This window comes from Kribbella sp. NPDC049174 (assembly GCF_043197365.1).
Lineage (GTDB): Bacteria > Actinomycetota > Actinomycetes > Propionibacteriales > Kribbellaceae > Kribbella.
In genome coordinates this window covers 179,567-195,837 of the sequence record NZ_JBICSZ010000001.1, presented here as the reverse complement: position 1 = coordinate 195,837, position 16,271 = coordinate 179,567, and the positions used below count along the sequence as shown (strand labels likewise).

At 69.7% G+C, this 16,271-nt stretch carries 16 protein-coding genes; 6 read left to right on the top strand and 10 right to left on the bottom strand.

What is annotated here, in order from left to right:
• The first annotated feature begins 386 nt into the window (after nt 1–386).
• Both ACGFIF_RS00920 and ACGFIF_RS00915 read left to right on the top strand, forming a co-directional pair.
• On the top strand, nt 387–896 hold the full coding sequence (locus ACGFIF_RS00920; RefSeq protein WP_393149986.1) for a SigE family RNA polymerase sigma factor: 510 nt from the start codon (nt 387–389) through the stop codon (nt 894–896).
• Nucleotides 893–2,020, top strand: a complete 1,128-nt coding sequence (locus tag ACGFIF_RS00915) for a Gmad2 immunoglobulin-like domain-containing protein (protein ID WP_393149984.1) — start codon at nt 893–895, stop codon at nt 2,018–2,020. Before ACGFIF_RS00920 ends, ACGFIF_RS00915 begins: the two co-directional genes overlap by 4 nt.
• Here ACGFIF_RS00915 and ACGFIF_RS00910 read toward each other — a convergent pair.
• From ACGFIF_RS00910 to ACGFIF_RS00870, 9 genes are all read right to left on the bottom strand, one after another.
• Complete coding sequence (locus ACGFIF_RS00910; protein WP_393149982.1) at nt 2,013–3,392, bottom strand: sensor histidine kinase; 1,380 nt, start codon at nt 3,390–3,392, stop codon at nt 2,013–2,015. The genes ACGFIF_RS00915 and ACGFIF_RS00910 overlap by 8 nt on opposite strands.
• Nucleotides 3,389–4,081 carry a response regulator gene (locus tag ACGFIF_RS00905; protein ID WP_393149980.1) on the bottom strand — a complete coding sequence of 231 codons (693 nt, stop codon included), beginning with the start codon at nt 4,079–4,081 and terminating at the stop codon, nt 3,389–3,391. The genes ACGFIF_RS00910 and ACGFIF_RS00905 overlap by 4 nt, the downstream gene beginning before the upstream one ends.
• 16 nt (nt 4,082–4,097) lie before the next feature.
• Nucleotides 4,098–4,370 carry a hypothetical protein gene (locus tag ACGFIF_RS00900; protein ID WP_393149978.1) on the bottom strand — a complete coding sequence of 91 codons (273 nt, stop codon included), beginning with the start codon at nt 4,368–4,370 and terminating at the stop codon, nt 4,098–4,100.
• Complete coding sequence (locus ACGFIF_RS00895; RefSeq protein ID WP_393149976.1) at nt 4,370–4,786, bottom strand: hypothetical protein; 417 nt, start codon at nt 4,784–4,786, stop codon at nt 4,370–4,372. Before ACGFIF_RS00895 ends, ACGFIF_RS00900 begins: the two co-directional genes overlap by 1 nt.
• Before the next feature lie 129 nt (nt 4,787–4,915).
• Nucleotides 4,916–5,632, bottom strand: a complete 717-nt coding sequence (locus ACGFIF_RS00890) for a 16S rRNA (uracil(1498)-N(3))-methyltransferase (RefSeq protein WP_393149974.1) — start codon at nt 5,630–5,632, stop codon at nt 4,916–4,918.
• A 10-nt stretch (nt 5,633–5,642) separates the two neighbouring features.
• Entirely contained in the window at nt 5,643–6,785 is a 1,143-nt protein-coding gene (dnaJ, locus tag ACGFIF_RS00885; protein ID WP_393149972.1) for a molecular chaperone DnaJ, read from the bottom strand.
• 192 nt (nt 6,786–6,977) lie between these two features.
• Nucleotides 6,978–8,000 carry a heat-inducible transcriptional repressor HrcA gene (gene hrcA, locus ACGFIF_RS00880; protein WP_393149970.1) on the bottom strand — a complete coding sequence of 341 codons (1,023 nt, stop codon included), beginning with the start codon at nt 7,998–8,000 and terminating at the stop codon, nt 6,978–6,980.
• A 124-nt stretch (nt 8,001–8,124) separates the two neighbouring features.
• Nucleotides 8,125–9,228 carry a Gfo/Idh/MocA family protein gene (locus ACGFIF_RS00875; RefSeq protein ID WP_393149969.1) on the bottom strand — a complete coding sequence of 368 codons (1,104 nt, stop codon included), beginning with the start codon at nt 9,226–9,228 and terminating at the stop codon, nt 8,125–8,127.
• Nucleotides 9,213–9,854, bottom strand: coding sequence for a ThuA domain-containing protein (locus tag ACGFIF_RS00870; protein ID WP_393149967.1), 642 nt, complete (start codon nt 9,852–9,854; stop codon nt 9,213–9,215). Before ACGFIF_RS00870 ends, ACGFIF_RS00875 begins: the two co-directional genes overlap by 16 nt.
• Before the next feature lie 139 nt (nt 9,855–9,993).
• On the opposite strand from ACGFIF_RS00870, the gene ACGFIF_RS00865 reads away from it, so the two are divergent.
• The 4 genes from ACGFIF_RS00865 to ACGFIF_RS00850 all read left to right on the top strand — a co-directional run bounded on the left by ACGFIF_RS00865 (nt 9,994) and on the right by ACGFIF_RS00850 (nt 13,619).
• Nucleotides 9,994–10,344: an EF-Tu/IF-2/RF-3 family GTPase gene (locus ACGFIF_RS00865; RefSeq protein ID WP_393149965.1), complete on the top strand. Its 351-nt coding sequence runs from the start codon at nt 9,994–9,996 to the stop codon at nt 10,342–10,344.
• Between the two features lie 10 nt (nt 10,345–10,354).
• Nucleotides 10,355–11,125: an MBL fold metallo-hydrolase gene (locus ACGFIF_RS00860; RefSeq protein WP_393149963.1), complete on the top strand. Its 771-nt coding sequence runs from the start codon at nt 10,355–10,357 to the stop codon at nt 11,123–11,125.
• A gap of 108 nt (nt 11,126–11,233) precedes the next feature.
• On the top strand, nt 11,234–12,769 hold the full coding sequence (locus ACGFIF_RS00855; RefSeq protein ID WP_393149961.1) for an NCS1 family nucleobase:cation symporter-1: 1,536 nt from the start codon (nt 11,234–11,236) through the stop codon (nt 12,767–12,769).
• 25 nt (nt 12,770–12,794) lie between these two features.
• Nucleotides 12,795–13,619 carry a DUF3097 domain-containing protein gene (locus ACGFIF_RS00850; RefSeq protein ID WP_393149959.1) on the top strand — a complete coding sequence of 275 codons (825 nt, stop codon included), beginning with the start codon at nt 12,795–12,797 and terminating at the stop codon, nt 13,617–13,619.
• Here the strand turns inward: ACGFIF_RS00850 and ACGFIF_RS00845 are convergent.
• Nucleotides 13,594–16,176 (bottom strand): DUF3376 domain-containing protein, encoded by a 2,583-nt coding sequence (locus ACGFIF_RS00845; protein ID WP_393149957.1) that lies wholly within the window; start codon nt 16,174–16,176, stop codon nt 13,594–13,596. The genes ACGFIF_RS00850 and ACGFIF_RS00845 overlap by 26 nt on opposite strands.
• Between the last annotated feature and the right edge of the window lie 95 nt (nt 16,177–16,271).

Sequence of the window (16,271 nt, the reverse complement as noted above, 5' to 3'; positions counted from 1 at the left end):
CTTGTGCGACGCCTGCGTGGCGGTGGCGGCGCCGTTCGCGCGCGCCTCCGGTTCGATACTGCGTGGCCTGGACAGGCTCTTCCTCCTGATGCCGGGGTAGCTGACCCACCCATGCTAGCCGTCCGCACCGACAGCCTCACTTGTAATTCGCCCGAACACGCCCAACCCGTGATCACACGACCCCTCGTCGCGGTTATGGGGCCCTCCCGCCCTGGACTGAGGAGCGGAGGGAGCGCAGCGACCGGAGTGACGAGGGAAGGGTGGGAGCCAAAGGCCCCATGACCCGCCGGCGCCGAAGGCCCGGCCAAGAGCACAGTTGTCAACCTGGGACGCGGTCTCCGCGTCATCTTCGCGTGGCGCAACCGGCGGTGGTGTACGAAGAGGGCGTGACACATGAGTCCTCGTGGGATGCCGACGAGGCGCTGACGGCTGTCTACACGGCGCACTACACGTCGCTGGTCCGCCTCGGCGCCTTGTTGCTGCGTGACACCGGTACGGCGGAGGAGATCGTGCAGGACGCGTTCGTCGCGATGCACGGCCGCTGGCACCGGCTGCGCGACCCGCACAAGGCGCTCGCCTACCTGCGCACCGCGGTGGTGAACCGCTGCCGCTCCCGCCAGCGGCACCTGGTGGTGGTGGACAAGCACACGCCCCGCTCGCTCCCGGACGAGCCGAGCGCCGAACACGCCGTCCTGCGGACGGTCGAGACCGACCGGGTGATCGAGGCGATGCGCACCCTGCCGGAGAAGCAGCGCACCGTGATGGTGCTGCGGTACTACGGTGACCTGTCCGAGGCGGAGATCGCCGACACGATGGGGATCAGCCGTGGATCCGTGAAGAGCCACGCCGCGCGGGCGAGCAAGTCGCTCCGCCAGCTCCTGGAGCAGAGTCTATGAACGACCAGCCGAACGACAGGTTCGACGAGCTGATGCGCCGGTCCCTGGCCGAGGAGGCGGACCGGATCGAGCCGGCCGACGCCCTGCCCGAGATCCAGGCCCGGGCCCGCAGCCAGCGCCGCCCGGCCACCCGCCGGCCGTGGGTGCTGACCGTCGGTGCGGCCGCGATCGGCACCGCCGCGGCGATCGGCGCCTTCACCGTCCTCGACGACAACGCGAGAACCGCCGGCGACGACCAGCTGGCTGGCAGCCCGGGTACGACGACCAGCGCCACCGGAGCCCCGTCCTCGGCGATGCCCACGACCGCCCCCGCCGTACCGACCCCAGCCCCGTCCGCGGCCACCCGGCCCCCAACCTCCTCCGCCAAGACGGCCCCCTCCGTGAAGGGCACTCCGGAGACGATGCGGAGTGCCGCCGTACCGGTCTACTGGCTGGGCGAGAAGGTCGGCACGACGACGGCCGAGCCGACCGTCCGGCTCTACCGCACGTGGACCAAGATCGTCGACGGCCGGCCCGCGCTCGAGGCAGTCCGGATCATGACCTCGAAGGACTCCGGCGACCCCGACTACTACTCCGCCTGGCGCGGCGCCCAGGTCAGCTCGGTAACCCGCGCCGACGGCGTCGTCACAGTCGACTTCAAGCAGCTCCCACAGACCAGACTGGACGAAGCCGCCGCCACCGTCGCGACCCAACAACTCGTCTACACAGTCCAGGGCGCCATGGACAACCCCCGCCTGCCAGTCCAGGTCACCCAGCAGGGCCGGCCCGGCAGTGCACTGTTCGGCCGGATCGACACCAGCCGCCCGTTCAACCGAGCGCAGGCGAGCAAGGTCCAGGCCCTGGTGTGGATCGACAATCTCGCCGACGGGCAGGTGACCAAGAGTCCGCTCACCGTGACCGGCATCGCCGCCGCGTACGAAGCCACGCTGAACTGGCGCGCGACCAACCTGAAGACCCGAGAGACCCTGGCGCACTACGTGAGCACCAAGGACGGTCAGGCGTACTCGCCGTTCGCCATTCCGCTCAAGCTAGGGCCCGGCGAGTGGCGGATCGAGGCCTACCTGGTGTCCGCCGTGGACGGCACCGACACCGACACCGACTCCAAGACCGTCTTCGTCAAGTAGCCGGTAGCCACACGGTGAAGGCTGCGCCGCCTTCCGGGGCTGGGCCGGCGGTGATGGTGCCGCCGAGTCTGGAGACTAGGCCGTAGGCGAGGGCTAGGCCGATGCCGGAGCCTACTGGGCGGCGGCCGCGGTACTTCTCGTGGAGTACGCCGCGTTCGAAGGCCACGGCGTAGTCCTCGGGCTCGAGTCCTGGGCCGCCGTCACGGACCTGGAGCGCCACCGTGCCCGGGCGGGTCGACAGGGCCAGGGTGAGTTGCGAACCAGCCGGGGTGACTCGGAGTGCGTTCTCGGCGAGTCCGTCCAGGACCTGACGGATCCGCCGGGCATCGGTGGTCGCGACCGCCGGTGACGGGGGCAGTTCGAGCCGGAAGTGGACGCCCTGACGCTCGCACCGCACCCGCCAGACTTCCGCACAGGCGCTGATCGTCTCCCGGAGATCCACGGCGGCCACATCGAGCCGGAACTGGTCCGCGCCGAGCCGGGCCAGGTCGAGCAGATCACTGACCAGGCGCTCAAGCCGCTGCGATTCCCGCTGGATCACCTGGCCGGCGTGCTGGGCTTCCGGTCCGGTGACGACACCGTCCGCGAGCGATTCGGCGAACCCGTGGACGGCCGTCAGCGGCGTACGGAGCTCATGCGAGACCGAGAGCAGGAACTCACGTTGACGCTCCTCGCTGTGCCGCAACGCAACCGACAGTTCGTTCACGGCCTCGGCCACCTCGGCGACCTCGGCCGGTCCTTCGACCGGGACGTGCAGATCCCGTCGCCCTTGCCGCAAGGCCCCCGCGACATCCGCCGTACGGCGAAGTGGACGAGCGAGCAGTCGACCCAGGAGTCCCCCGGCCAGGGCGGCCACCAGGAGTCCGGCGCCCAAGGCGAGCAGGATGTTCCGGACCAGGATCCGCTGGGCGCTGTCCGGGATCCGCAACGGCTCGACCAGCGCGAAGCCCGACCGCGGGCCCACTCCCCTGGCCTCGACCAGATACTCCTGACCGTCGACCGACACCTTCGTCGAGATCCGCTGCCCGCCGTTGATCCCGGTCAGACCGGCCATCGTCGCCGCGTCGATCGACCGCTGGTCGCCGGGCTGGATACCGCGACGAGGCAACAGGATCACCACGACGATGCCCTGCCCGCGGACCACCTCGGCGGCTCGGCCCAGCCCGGCCGCCCGCGAGCCCAGCCCGCGCTCGTCCACCTGGCTGGCCAGTACGTCGGCCTGCGCGGCCAGCGAGTCCTGCAGCACGCTCTGCGCGGACCGCCGAGCCAGGCCGGCCATCACCAGACCAGCCACGAGTACGGCGACCCCGGCCACCGCCACACACACCAGCACCACCCGGGTCGCCAACGACCCCCGTCGCCCACTCGTCATCGGTCGAGGTCGGCGGCGTACCCGACGCCCCGGACAGTGCGGATGGGGCTGGACGCGCCGAGCTTGGCGCGGAGTTGGGCGATGTGTACGTCGACCGTGCGGGTGCCGGCCGAGCTCTGGTAACCCCAGACGGAGCTGAGCAGCTCATCGCGCTCGAAGACCCGGCCCGGCCGACGGAACAACTGCGCGAGCAGGTCGAACTCGGTGGACGTCAGCGACACCTCCGCGTCACCGGCCCAGGCTCGTCGACGGCTCACATCGACCCGTACGCCGCCGACGCTGAGCACCTCACCGGCCGGGATCGCACCGCCGCTCCGGCGCAGCACGGTCCGCACGCGCAACGCGAGCTCCCGCGGGCTGAAGGGCTTGGTGATGTAGTCATCGGCGCCCAACTCCAGGCCGAGCAGGCGATCCACCTCGTCGTCGCGGGCGGTGACGAACAGGATCGGAGTCCAGTCCTCAGCGGCGCGGATCGTGCGACAGACGTCCGCGCCGTCCCGGCCCGGCAGGCCGATGTCGAGGATCACCGCGACCGGCCGCAGCCGCCGCCACGCGGCCAGCGCCGCATCGCCGTCGGTCTCGACGTGGACGGCGTACCCGTCCCGCCGCAGGTAGAGCGTGATCACCTCGGCGATCGCGGCCTCGTCCTCCACCACCAGCACCAGCCCGCGACCGGGTGCTGCGCCCATCATGTGCTCCTGGGGCTCAGGGTGAGCCGTCCGATGCCAGCTCCGAATCAATGGCGTCCAGGGTAGACCCGATCCCCGCCAACTCCTGCCCGGGCGACCCAGCCTGCCCCTGCCCGGGCGATCCCTCCTGCCCCTGCCCGGCCGATCCTTCCTGCTGGCCCGCGCCGGCCGGAGCCGCAGGCTGACCCTGCGGACCAGCAGGTTCTTCGGCAGAGCCGCAGGCGCCCAGGCTCACGACCAGACCGGCCGTACCGACCAGCACGACCAGACTCCTCCGCAGGCTCCGCATCACCTCACCACCTGGCAATGCTTGGTCTTGAACACCTCGAGCTCGCCCTTGATCTTGCCGAGCTGCTCGAGCCGCCCGGCCCGGCGCTCGGCCCGCTTCTCGAGCTGGGTGGCGACCTTCTCGTGTCCTTTGGCCCGCTGCTTCACCGCCCGAGCCTTCAGCCACGCCACCGAACCCTTCACGTCGGCCCCGCCGTTGATCCGGGTCGCCAGCTTCTCCCGCCGCGCGATCAGCTTCGGCAGCACCTCGGCACACACCCGCTGGGACTCCTCCGCGCTCAAGGTGATCGGCCCATAGCTCGGCGTCGGCGTCGGCGTCTCCCCGGGATCGGCCGCCGCGACCGTCGTACCTCCGACCAGACCACTCAGCAGTACGACGGCCGACGTACCCCAAGCCATGCCGCGGGACCTGCGCATCTCGCCACTCCTCGCTCTCGACGAACCCGGCACGCCGCCGGACAGGACCGACTCTCCCCGCCGGGCGTTCGAGAACGATCGCCCTTGTGTTCGGGCTGTGTAAGGATCCGCGACCGCGCTGCGGCGCTGTCAGCTCCAGCGCGAGCGAGCAAGCAGGGCTGACGCGGCGGCGACGCCGGCGGTTGACGTCCGCAGCACGGTGTCGCCGAGGCGGACCGGCTCGACCTCGAAGGCGGCCAGCTCGGCGGGCGAGATACCGCCCTCAGGGCCGATCACCATCACGATGTCCCCGGTCTCGGGCACATCCAGACCCGCCAGCGGGTTCTTCGCTTCTTCATGCAATACGACGGGCAGCGCGGCGCCGGCCACCAGGCGCGCGACCTCCGCGGTGGTGGCGATCGGGGGCACCTCGGCGAACCAGCTCCGGCGGGACTGCTTACTCGCCTCGAACGCCCAGGCCTGCCACTTCGCCAGTGTCTTCGCCGACCGCTCCGGGTTGCTGCGGAACTGACTCCGCTCCGCGTTCCACGGCACGATCACATCCGCGCCGACCTCGGTCAGCATCTCGACGGCCAGCTCGGCCCGCTCCCCCTTCGGCAGCGCCTGGACGACGACCAGCCGCGGCTGCACCGGCGGCACCGTCCCACGGTTGTCGACGGCAACCGTCACGCCCGTCTTCGAGGCGGCCGTCACCGCCCCGTCGGCGTAGGAGCCGCGACCGTCGGTGAGCCGGATCCGTTCTCCCGGCGTGATCCGGCGGACGACCGCGGCATGCCGGCCCTCGGCGCCGTCGAGCACCAGCTCCGAACCGGCGAGCTCAGGCAGGTAGAAGACCGCGAGTCCCATCGCCGCTCAGTCAGTGAGCGCCGAAGGCGTCGCGGAGGCGGCCGAAGACGCCCTTGTGGGCGGCCTGGACCTGGCCCTGGGGGCGCTCCTCGCCGCGGATGCCGGCCAGCTGTTTCAGCAGCTCGGACTGCGCGTCGTCCAGCTTGGTCGGGGTCTCGACGATCACCTGGACGATCAGGTCACCACGACCCGCGTGCCGCAGGCGCGGGACTCCACGAGCGGTCAGCGTCATCGCCGTACCGGACTGTGTGCCCGGCCGGATCTCCAGCGGGGTCGTCTCGCCCTCCAGCGTCGGCAGGTCGATCGTCGTCCCGAGTGCCGCCGCCGTCATCGGCAGGGTGACGGTGCAGTGCAGGTCGTCGCCGTTGCGGGTGAAGATGTCGTGCGGCTCGACCTCGATCTCGACGTACAGGTCGCCGGCCGGGCCGCCGCCGGGGCCGACCTCGCCCTGGCCGGACAGCTGCACCCGGGTGCCGGTGTCCACGCCGCCGGGGATCTTCACGGTGACGGTACGACGGGACCGGACCCGGCCGTCGCCGGCGCACTCGACGCACGGGTTCGGGATGGTCGTGCCGAAGCCGCGGCAGTTCGGGCACGGCCGCATCGTCCGCACCTCGCCGAGGAACGAGCGCTGGGTGTGGGTGACCTCGCCGCGGCCGTGGCAGATCTCGCAGGTGACCGGCTCGGAACCGGCCGCCGCACCGGACCCCGAACAGGTCGGGCACAGGACGGCGGTGTCGACCTTCAGCTCCCGGGTGGTGCCGAACGCGGCCTCGGCCAGGTCGATCCGCAGCGGGATCAGCGCGTCCTGGCCGCGCCGGGTCCGCGGCCGCGGCCCGCGGGTGGCCCCGCCGGTCTGGCCGAAGAAGGCGTCCATGATGTCGGTGAACGTGAAGGCCTGGCCGAACCCACCGGGCCCGCCGCTCGCGCCGGCGGTCGCGAACGGGTCACCGCCGAGATCGTGCATCTGCCGCTTCTGCGGGTCGCTCAGCACCTGGAAGGCGCGGCCGATCTCCTGGAACTTGTGGTGCGCGTCCTCGGAGTCGTTCACGTCCGGGTGGTACTGGCGGGCCAGCTTGCGGTACGCCTTCTTGATCTCGTCCGGTGAAGCGTCACGGCTGACGCCCAGGACAGCGTAGTAATCGGTGCTCATACTCCAGACCAGGGGTTGGTGGTGTAGGGGGTGTCTGATGGTCCAGCGCCGTAGCGAGCAGGTGCTCGGTGCGGTGGCTCGGCGTGCTGGAGTGAAGGCCTCGATGCGGATCCATCGTGGCCTTTGCTCCAGTGCGCCGAGGTGCCGTGCCGAGTGCCGCGCAGTAGGCGTTGGACCATCAGACACCCCCTCCTATGTGTCGGCCAGGATCTGGCTGACGTAGCGGGCGACGGCGCGTACGGCGCCCATCGTGCTCGGATAGTCCATGTGGGTCGGGCCGACGATGCCGAGTGTGGCCAGCGCCTCCGACTTGGACCCGTACCCGGTCGCGACCACCGAGGTGGTGGCCAGTTCCTCGTACGGGTTCTCGTGCCCGATGCGGACCGTGAGGGTCTGCGGGTTGGTTGCCTCACCGAGCAACTTGAGCAGGATGACGTGCTCCTCCAGCGCCTCCAGCACCGGCTTCACGTTGCGCTCGAAGTCGTCGCCGTACCGGGTCAGGTTGGCCGCGCCGCCGACCGCGATCCGCTGCTCGCCGACCTCGTCGGTGAACGTCTCCAGCAGCGTCGTCACGATCGCCGCCACCAGCGGACGGTCGGCCGGCGCGAACAGATCGGTGACCGCGACCAGGGACGTGGTCGCATCGGTCAGCCGTTGTCCGGCCAGCGCGGAGTTGAGCCGGGACCGCAGGTCCGCGATCAACTGCTCGTCGACGTCGTGCGGCGGTTCGACGATCCGCTGCTCGACCCGGCCGGTGCTGGTGATCAGCACCAGCAGCAGGCGGCGCGGTGTCATCGTGACCACCTCGATGTGCCGCACGCTCGACCGGTTCAGCGACGGGTACTGCACGATCGCGACCTGGCGGGTGATCTGGGCGAGCAGCCGGACCGTACGGCGTACGACGTCGTCCAGGTCGACCGCGCCGGCCAGGAAGGAGGTGATCGCCTTCTTCTCGGCCGCGGTCAGGGTCTTGACCGTGCTCAGCTTGTCCACGAACAGCCGGTAGCCGGCGTCGGTCGGGATCCGGCCGGCGCTGGTGTGCGGCTGGGTGATGTACCCCTCCTCCTCCAGCGCGGCCATGTCGTTGCGCACGGTCGCCGGCGACACGCCGAGGTTGTGACGGTCCACCAGCGTCTTCGAACCGACCGGCTCGTGGGTCGCCACATAGTCCTCGACGATGGCGCGGAGAACATCCAGCTTGCGTTCGTCGAGCACGCGCACCACCCTCTCTCGCCATCGACCGTCGACAGTCAGCGGACCCCTGGCACTCAAATGATCCGAGTGCCAGTCTACCGAGCCGTAGTAGCCGCCAGCGCCAGATCGCGGCGTGGGACGGGTCTCAGGCGATTTCGGGAGACGCACCCAACGGTACGGCGGCCGGGCGGTCGACCGTACTCGCGACGTCCACCGGCTGGTCCTGGGCCGCTGCTTCCAGCACTGACTCCAGTACGTCGAGCACGTGGTAGGCCAGCGCGCCGTCGGCCCGGTGTGGCTCGCCGGTGCGGATCGCACGGGCCATGTCCGCGACACCGACGCCCCGGCCGGCTCCGGCGTACCCACCGGCTACGGGGAGTTCGGACCAGTCACGGTTCGTGGCGGTGGCGATCTCCACCGTGCCGTCGAAGCCGTTCGGGTCCGGCACCGACAGACTGCCCTCGGTCCCATGTACCTCGATCCGCGGCAGCCGCGCGGCCCACACGTCGAACGACATCAGCAGCGTGGTCAGCGCTCCGGACTCGTGCTCCAGTACGCCGGTCACGTGCGTCGGCACCTGGACCGGGAAGGTCTCCCCGGCTCGCGGACCGGTGTGGATCTTCCGCTGCTGCTGCGACTGCCCAGCGCGAGCGGTGACCCGTCGCACCGGCCCGAGGAGGGTGACCAGGCTCGTCACGTAGTACGGACCCATGTCGAGCACCGGACCGCCGCCGGGCTGGTAGTAGAACTCCGGCGCCGGGTGCCACAGCTCGTGGCCGGGGGTGACAAATGACGCGGTCGCGGCGGTCGGTACGCCGATGTCGCCGCGGTCGATGGCGACCCGGGCGGTCTGGGTGCCGGTGCCGAGCACGGTGTCGGGCGCGCAGCCGACGCGCAGGTTGTTGGCGGCCGCGTACTTCAGCAGCGGCTCGGCCTCGGCGCGGTCCACGGCCAGCGGCTTCTCGCCGTACACGTGCTTGCCGGCCTCCATCGCGGCCTGGTGCACGGCGGCATGTGCGGCCGGGATGGTCAGGTTCACGACGATGTCGACGTCGTCGGCGGCGTACAGGGCGTCCGACGACAGCGCCCGGATGCCCGGATTCTTGTCGGCGATCGCCTGGGCGCGGCTGACGTCGAGGTCGGCGACCGCGACCACGTCGACACCGGGCAGCTTGGCCAGGTGGTCGAGGTACGTCCCGGAGATGACCCCGGTGCCGACGATGCCGACGCGCGTCACTTGCTCGCCCACAGCAGCCCCCGCTCGATGATGGTCCGGACCTCCGGCACTTCGAGGTCGTCCAGTTTGTGGCCGACAGTGCAGACGAAGACCTTCCCCGCACCCCAGGTCCGGGTCCAGACGGCCGGCATCACGGCGCCCTCGATCCACGGGTAGTCCGGGTGCGAGCGGAACGTGGTGGTGGCCAGCACGGTGTTCGTCGGGTCGTAGTGCACGTAGTACTGCTCGGTGTGGACGTCGAAGTGCGTGATGCCCTCGACGATCGGGTGCTCTGCGACGATGTCGACCCGGTAGTCGGTGAAGCCGTGCGGGTGCGAGATGAACTGACCGCCGGTGATGAAGCTGTAGTCGGCGTTGTTCCGGAACGAGTCGCAGATGCCGCCGTGCCAGCCGGCGAACCCGGTGCCCTTCCGGATCGCCGCGTCCAGGCCCTTGAAGTGCTCGGGCTCGATCTGGCTCATGGTGACGCACTGCAGCACCAGGTCGGTGCCGTCCAGGTCGAGGTAGCTCTCGGTCGTGTCGGAGACGGTGACCTCGTAGCCGTTCTCGCGCAGATAGGGGATGAACAAGTCGGTCGCCTCGACCGGGGAGTGCCCTTCCCAGCCGCCCCGGACCACCAGTGCACGTCGTGTCGTCAAAACGTCCGCCCTTCGAAAGTTTTCGGTGCCGAGACGGAAAGATTGCGGAACCGCCACCGCGACATTAGGCGTGTCCCGACCGGCCTTCAAGTGCGATTCCGTCCCCTGGATAGGGCTTCCCGGTCGCTAGGGTCGGTGTATGGGCTGGAAGTTCTGGAAGCGTGACAGCGAGCCACCGGTGAACACCTCCCCGGGGACGCGCCCGCAGGACGTCGTACCGGCCGGCGGGTTCGGGCTGACGATCGAGGACGTGTTCTCGATCACCGGGCGCGGGACGATCGTCACCGGCCGGGTCACCGCGGGCACGGTCGCGGTCGGCGATCAGGTGCTGCTCAGCCGGGCCGGTACGCCGCTCCTGCAGACCGAGGTGACCGGTATCGAGATGTTCCGCAAGACGGTCGGGATCGCGAACGCCGGCGACAATGTCGGGCTGCTGCTCCGCGACGTCCGGCGGGACCAGGTCATCAGCGGGGATGTGCTCAGCAAGTAGGGTCGGTGGCATGAGCGCGTGGACCGAGATCGGGGATCGTTGCTGGGTCCGCCGGTACGACGAATGGGATCTCAACGTCGGCCTGATCGTCGGGACCGACGGCGCACTGGTCATCGACACGCGAGCCACGACCGAGCAGGCCGACGAGCTCGCGACCCACATCCGCGAGGTCACCGAGACCCCGGTCCGCTGGGTGGTGAACACCCACGCCCACTTCGACCACGTGGTCGGCAACAGCGTCTTCACCGACGCCACCGTCTACCTGCACGAGAACGCCGCCACCGAAGAGAACCTAGACGGGACGACGTTCGCGGTCGCGAAGGTGATCGACCTGGGCGACCGCCGGGCCGAACTGCTGCACCTCGGCAACGCGCACACCTCCGGCGACACGGTGGTCGTCGTACCGGATGTGGACGTGTTCTTCGTCGGCGACCTGATCGAGGAGTCGGCACCGCCGTCGTACGGCGCCGACTCCTATCCGCTCGAGTGGCCCGACACGATCGACCGGGTCATCGGTCTGTTGTCGGATACCGCGAAGGTCGTCCCGGGACACGGGGCTGTCGTGGATGCGGAGTTCGTTCGCGAGCAGGCCGGTGACCTGGGCACGGTGGCCAACACCATCTCCGGTCTGCACCACGCCGGGACCTCGCTCGACGACGCGCTCAAGCACACCGACGACTGGCCCTGGCCGCTCGAGCACCTGCAGGACGCGATCAAGCGCGGCTACGAATCCCTGGGCACACCCCGCCGGCCCACGCTCCCGCTGCTCGGCCCCGGCTGATCTGCCTGAAGGCACGAGGCTGTCCGGTCGTTTGGTAATTGTCCGTTGACAGGACGTCATCCCAGAGCGCAACTTGTTGCGAAGCGACCGGATGGGGTGGTGGGACCGATGGCCTTGACCGAGCAGACCGTGCATCCCGACGGACGGGTCGAACTGACCGATCCGGAGGCGGTGGCGAACAGCCCGTACGGGAACGCGGAACTGGCACCGACCCGGTTGCCCGAGCGGCACTGGACGACGTACAACTACGCGGCGCTGTGGATGGGGATGGCGCACAACATCCCCAGCTATCTGCTCGCCGCCGGTCTGGTCGCCCTCGGGATGAACTGGCTGCAGGCCTTCATCACCATCACCCTCGGGAACCTGATCGTCCTCATCCCGCTGCTGCTGAACAGTCACGCGGGGACGAAGTACGGCATCCCGTTCCCGGTCTTCGCGCGCGCCTTCTACGGCGTCCGCGGCGCGAACTTCCCGGCGTTGCTGCGGGCATTCATCGCCTGCGGCTGGTTCGGCATCCAGACCTGGATCGGCGGTCAGGCGATCTACGTGATCGTCGGCGAGCTGGCCGGGGACAGCTGGACCAACGCGGCCGCGATCGGCGGGCATCCGTGGACGCAATGGCTCAGCTTCGCGTTCTTCTGGGTGATCCAGATGGTGCTGATCTTCCGCGGGATCGAGGGGCTGCGACGGTTCGAGAACTGGGCCGCGCCGCTGGTCACGGTCGCGTTCCTGGCCCTGATGATCGCGATCCTGGTCAAGGCCGGCGGCCTCGGCCCGATCCTGGACCAGCCGTCGAAACTCGGCTGGGACGCCGACTTCTGGAAGATCTTCGCGCCGTCGCTGATGGGCATGATCGCGTTCTGGGCGACGCTGAGCCTGAACATGCCGGACTTCACCCGGTTCGGGAAGGGCCAGCGCCAGCAGGTCTGGGGCCAGATCATCGGCCTGCCGACGACGATGTCGTTCATCGCGCTGGTCTCGATCATCACCACGTCCGGCACCGTGCTGCTGTACGGCGAGGCGATCTGGGACCCGGTCGAGTTGACCCGCCGGTTCGAGAACCCGGTCGTCGTCACGATCGGCCTGGTGATGGCGATCCTGGCGACGATGTCGTGCAACGTGGCCGCCAACGTGGTCAGTCCGTCGTACGACTTCGCCAACGCCGTCCCGCGCTGGCTGAACTTCCGAACCGCGGGTCTGGTCACCGGTGTGATCGGCATCGTGATCCAGCCGTGGCGGCTGATCTCCGACCCGGAGATCTACATCTTCGTCTGGCTGTCGTTCTACGGCGGCCTGCTCGCATCCGTGGCCGGCGTACTGATCGCGGGGTACTGGCTGCTCGATCGCACCAACCTGTTCCTGGCCGACCTCTACCAGCCCGGCGGCCGGTACTGGTACACCGCCGGCTGGAACTGGCGTGCCGTCGTCGCCACCCTGTTCGGTTCCCTGCTCGCGGTCGGCGGCGCCTACTCCAACCCCGGCGCCGGACCGTTCCCCGCGGACGGCCTGATCCCGTTCCTCAAACCCCTGTACGACTACTCCTGGGCAGTCGGCCTGGTCGTCGGTCTGCTCACCTACCTGGCTCTGACCATCACCTCACCGTCGCGCCAGTCCAACGCGAACCACGCCGCTCCCATGTTCTAGGCCGTTCACGACATACGGTTGTGCGGTGGCTGATCGGTATGGGAACGACGTGCTGTCCGGGGACTGGCGGAAGCCCAAGAACGGGCGGACCGTCGAGGTGGAGCTCGAGAAGGGCATGGTCGTCGAGGAGCCGAGCTCGGGCTTCGTCGGCGCGGTGGTCCGGTGGGAGCACGGCGTGGTCGATCTCGAGGACCGGTTCGGCAAGATCAAGACGTACCCACTCGGGCCGGGGTTCTGGCTGGACGGCAAGCCGGTCAGCCTGAAGGCACCGAAGAAAGCCGGACCGGCGAAGAAGACGCGGACGGCCTCCGGCTCGGTGGCGGTGGACAACGTCCGGGCAAAGGTGGCGCGGGCCAGCCGGATCTACGTCGAGGGCCGCCACGACGCCGAGCTGGTCGAGCGGGTCTGGGGTGACGACCTGCGGATCGAGGGCGTCGTGGTCGAGTACCTCGAAGGTGTCGACGACCTGCCCGGGATCGTCAACCGCTTCCAGCCCGGACCGGGCCGCCGGCTCGGCGTCCTCGTGGACCACCTGGTCGAAGGCTCCAAGGAGTCCAAGATCGCCGCGCAGGTGACCAACAAGCACGTGCTGGTCGTCGGCCACCCGTTCATCGACATCTGGGAGGCGGTCAAGCCGTCCTCGGTCGGGATCAAGGCGTGGCCGGAGGTGCCGCACGGCCAGGACTGGAAGAAGGGCGTGCTGCAGACGTTCGGCTGGCCCGCGACCGACCAGGCCGACGTGGCCGCGGCCTGGAAGCACATCCTGTCGAAGGTGAACAGCTACGCCGACCTCGACCCGGCGCTGCTCGGCCGGGTCGAGGAGCTCATCGATTTCGTGACTCTGGACTGATCTCCGGGATCTTCGCCGCGATCCGCTGCTGGATCCAGCTCCGGACCCGTCCGACGTACAAGGTCACCACACCGAGCGCCACGCCGACGGCGAGCACCAGGCCGGCGAGCAGGGCCGCGATGATCCGTACGGCGGCCACGTCGACGACACCGGCCACGACCAGCAGCGCGATACCCAGCCCGATGGCTGCCAACGGCAACCACTGCTGGAAGATCAGCGGCCGCTTGGCCGGCGTCAGCTTCGGACTCCGCACCAGGCGTTCCCACAGAGCACTCCGGGCCGGCTCGGTGAACCATCGCACCGCCCGCAGCAGCGGTGACTTCGGCTGGTCCTTCCGGCCCGCCATCGCCTTGATCCAGTCCCCCGGTTGCTTGCCGAGGCCGTCGGAGACCTGGACCATCCGATCGGCCAGGCCCTTCGTCGTCGCCCGGCCCTCGGCCGACTGGTTCAGTTCGTCGCGCATCGTGGTGAGCGCGGACAACACGTTGGCGTCGCGGAAGTCGTCGGCCAGCCGCTGCACCCGCTCGGCGACCTTCTCGACCTTCCAGTCCTCCGCCACCAGCACCTGCCGCTGGGTCTCGCGGATCCAGTCCGGATCGGCGCCGAGCATCGCGCCCAGATGTGCGACACAGTGCAGCCGGCCCATCAGCCAGTCCCACCGCCGCCAGTCCGCCGCACCGAACGCACCGAAGTGCCCGACCTGCGTCCCGTAGAGGATCCGGTCCTTGAGCGCGTTCGCGACCGAACCTTCCTGCAGATCGTCCAGCAGTGTCAGCGGGATGTCCGGTCCGAGCCGGACGAACTGGAACGGCGCACTGCGCTGCTGCGGTGTCCGCGCCGACGTACACCGCGACACGATCTCCACCTCGAGTGCGGTCTCGACCAGTTCCCAGCCGACCGCCACGATCAGCTCGGCGAACGCGTCCCCGAGTGCCCGCTGCACCTGCAGGTCCTCGAAGATGTCGCTCAGCCCGACCGCGACCGTCTCCGCGCCACCGGGCAGACCCAGCTCCAGGTCGGCCTTCGCCAGCCGCTCGGACAAGGCGTCCCGCACCGCCTGTGTCTTCATCAGACAGTCACTGCTCGCCTGCAGCCGCTGCTCCAGCTGCTCTCGCTCCGGCACCGGCGCACTGACGAGCTTCGTCCGCAACGAGCGCAGCACCAGCCGTACGACGCGTTCGGCCGCGCCTGTCCCCCACGGCCAACTGGGATTGCCTTCGAAATCGTTGCGCAGCGGGACCGTCGAGCCGTCCGGATCCGGGACCCAGGGATGCTCCGTCCCGAGGATCTCGTCGATGTCCTGCTCGGACAGTGCGGTCGCGGCGTCGAGCACGGTCGTCTGGTCCTGACTCGCGATCGTCACCGCCTCCCACACCTCGCCGGCGGCCCGGCCGCGCGAGTACGTCGGCTGCAACGCCTTCGCCGCCTCCCGCAACCGGGTCCGCTCGTCTGGTTGCTCTATGCATCGATCGAACAGCCGCTGGGTGTCGGACCAGGACGCGTCCGCCTCCAGCAGCAGCCGCTCGAGCTGCTCGACATCGGACCGGAAGTCCACCTCCCGCGGGAACTGCACGGCGGACAACGCCGCCTTCCACCAGCGCGGTGTGTCGGTGCCGACGAGCTCCGTCGACGCATGGCCGACGCCCGCGGACGGTACGACGTACAGCACATAACGGCTCGCCCGTCCGGCCACCGGCCGGCGGGCGACGACGTCGAGAACCGGCCCGAACGGCGCGTTGTCGAGTACGCCGCCGTCCACCAGCCAGGCACCGGGCTCGGCGACCGTGGGCTGCAGGCGCGGCGGTGAGCCGGCCAGCTTGGGCGTCTCCTGGACCGGTGCGAACGCGGCCGGGAACGAGGCGGAGGCACGGGCGGCGAGGGCGAGCAGCTTGGTGTTCGCCAGCTCGTTCTTGTCCGTGACCGAGAACGTCCGGGTGCGACCGTCGTACGTCGCGGTCTCCTCGCTGGTGAAGCGGAACAGGTACCGGTGGTCCGGTACGACGAAGCACTGCCCGGCCGCGTCCGTCGCCTCGAACTGCTGCACGCCGAGCCCGGAGGCGGTGACGAACAAGGTGACCGCCTCCTCGGCGGTGGACTCACCGGCTTCCGCGACACCCTTGATCAGGCTGTCGAGCTCGGTCAGGAAGTACCCGCCGTCGAGGACCGAGCTCGGTTTGTCGCGGGCCGACGGCACCAGCTTCCCGACCTCGAGCGAGCCCAGCCCGACCCACTTCTGCCGCAGCCACGGCCCGTGCTCGCCGTCCGGGTCGAGGCTCGAGCCGTTCGAGATCGCGGTCGCCAGCAACGATCCGTTCAGGCCGCCGGCACTCGTCCCGGCGATCACGTCGACCACGACCCGGCGCCGCTCGTCGCCGCGCCGGCACAGCTCCCGCCATCGGTCCGCGAGCACCTCGTCGTACGGCTGCGACGGCGGTGAGCCCTCCGGACCGGAGGCGCGCCGGATCAGATCCAGCTCGTGTGTCACCCCACCCATCCAGACGGCCAGGCTGACCCCGCCGTTCAGAACCAGCGCGATCCGGACTTCGTGATCGGTCATCCATCCCCCTCTTCTTTGTCAGGGATACCACGGTGGTCACGAGCAACGACAGTCGTCGCAGCGGAGAGTGAACAAAAGGGTGACACAGGCTCACG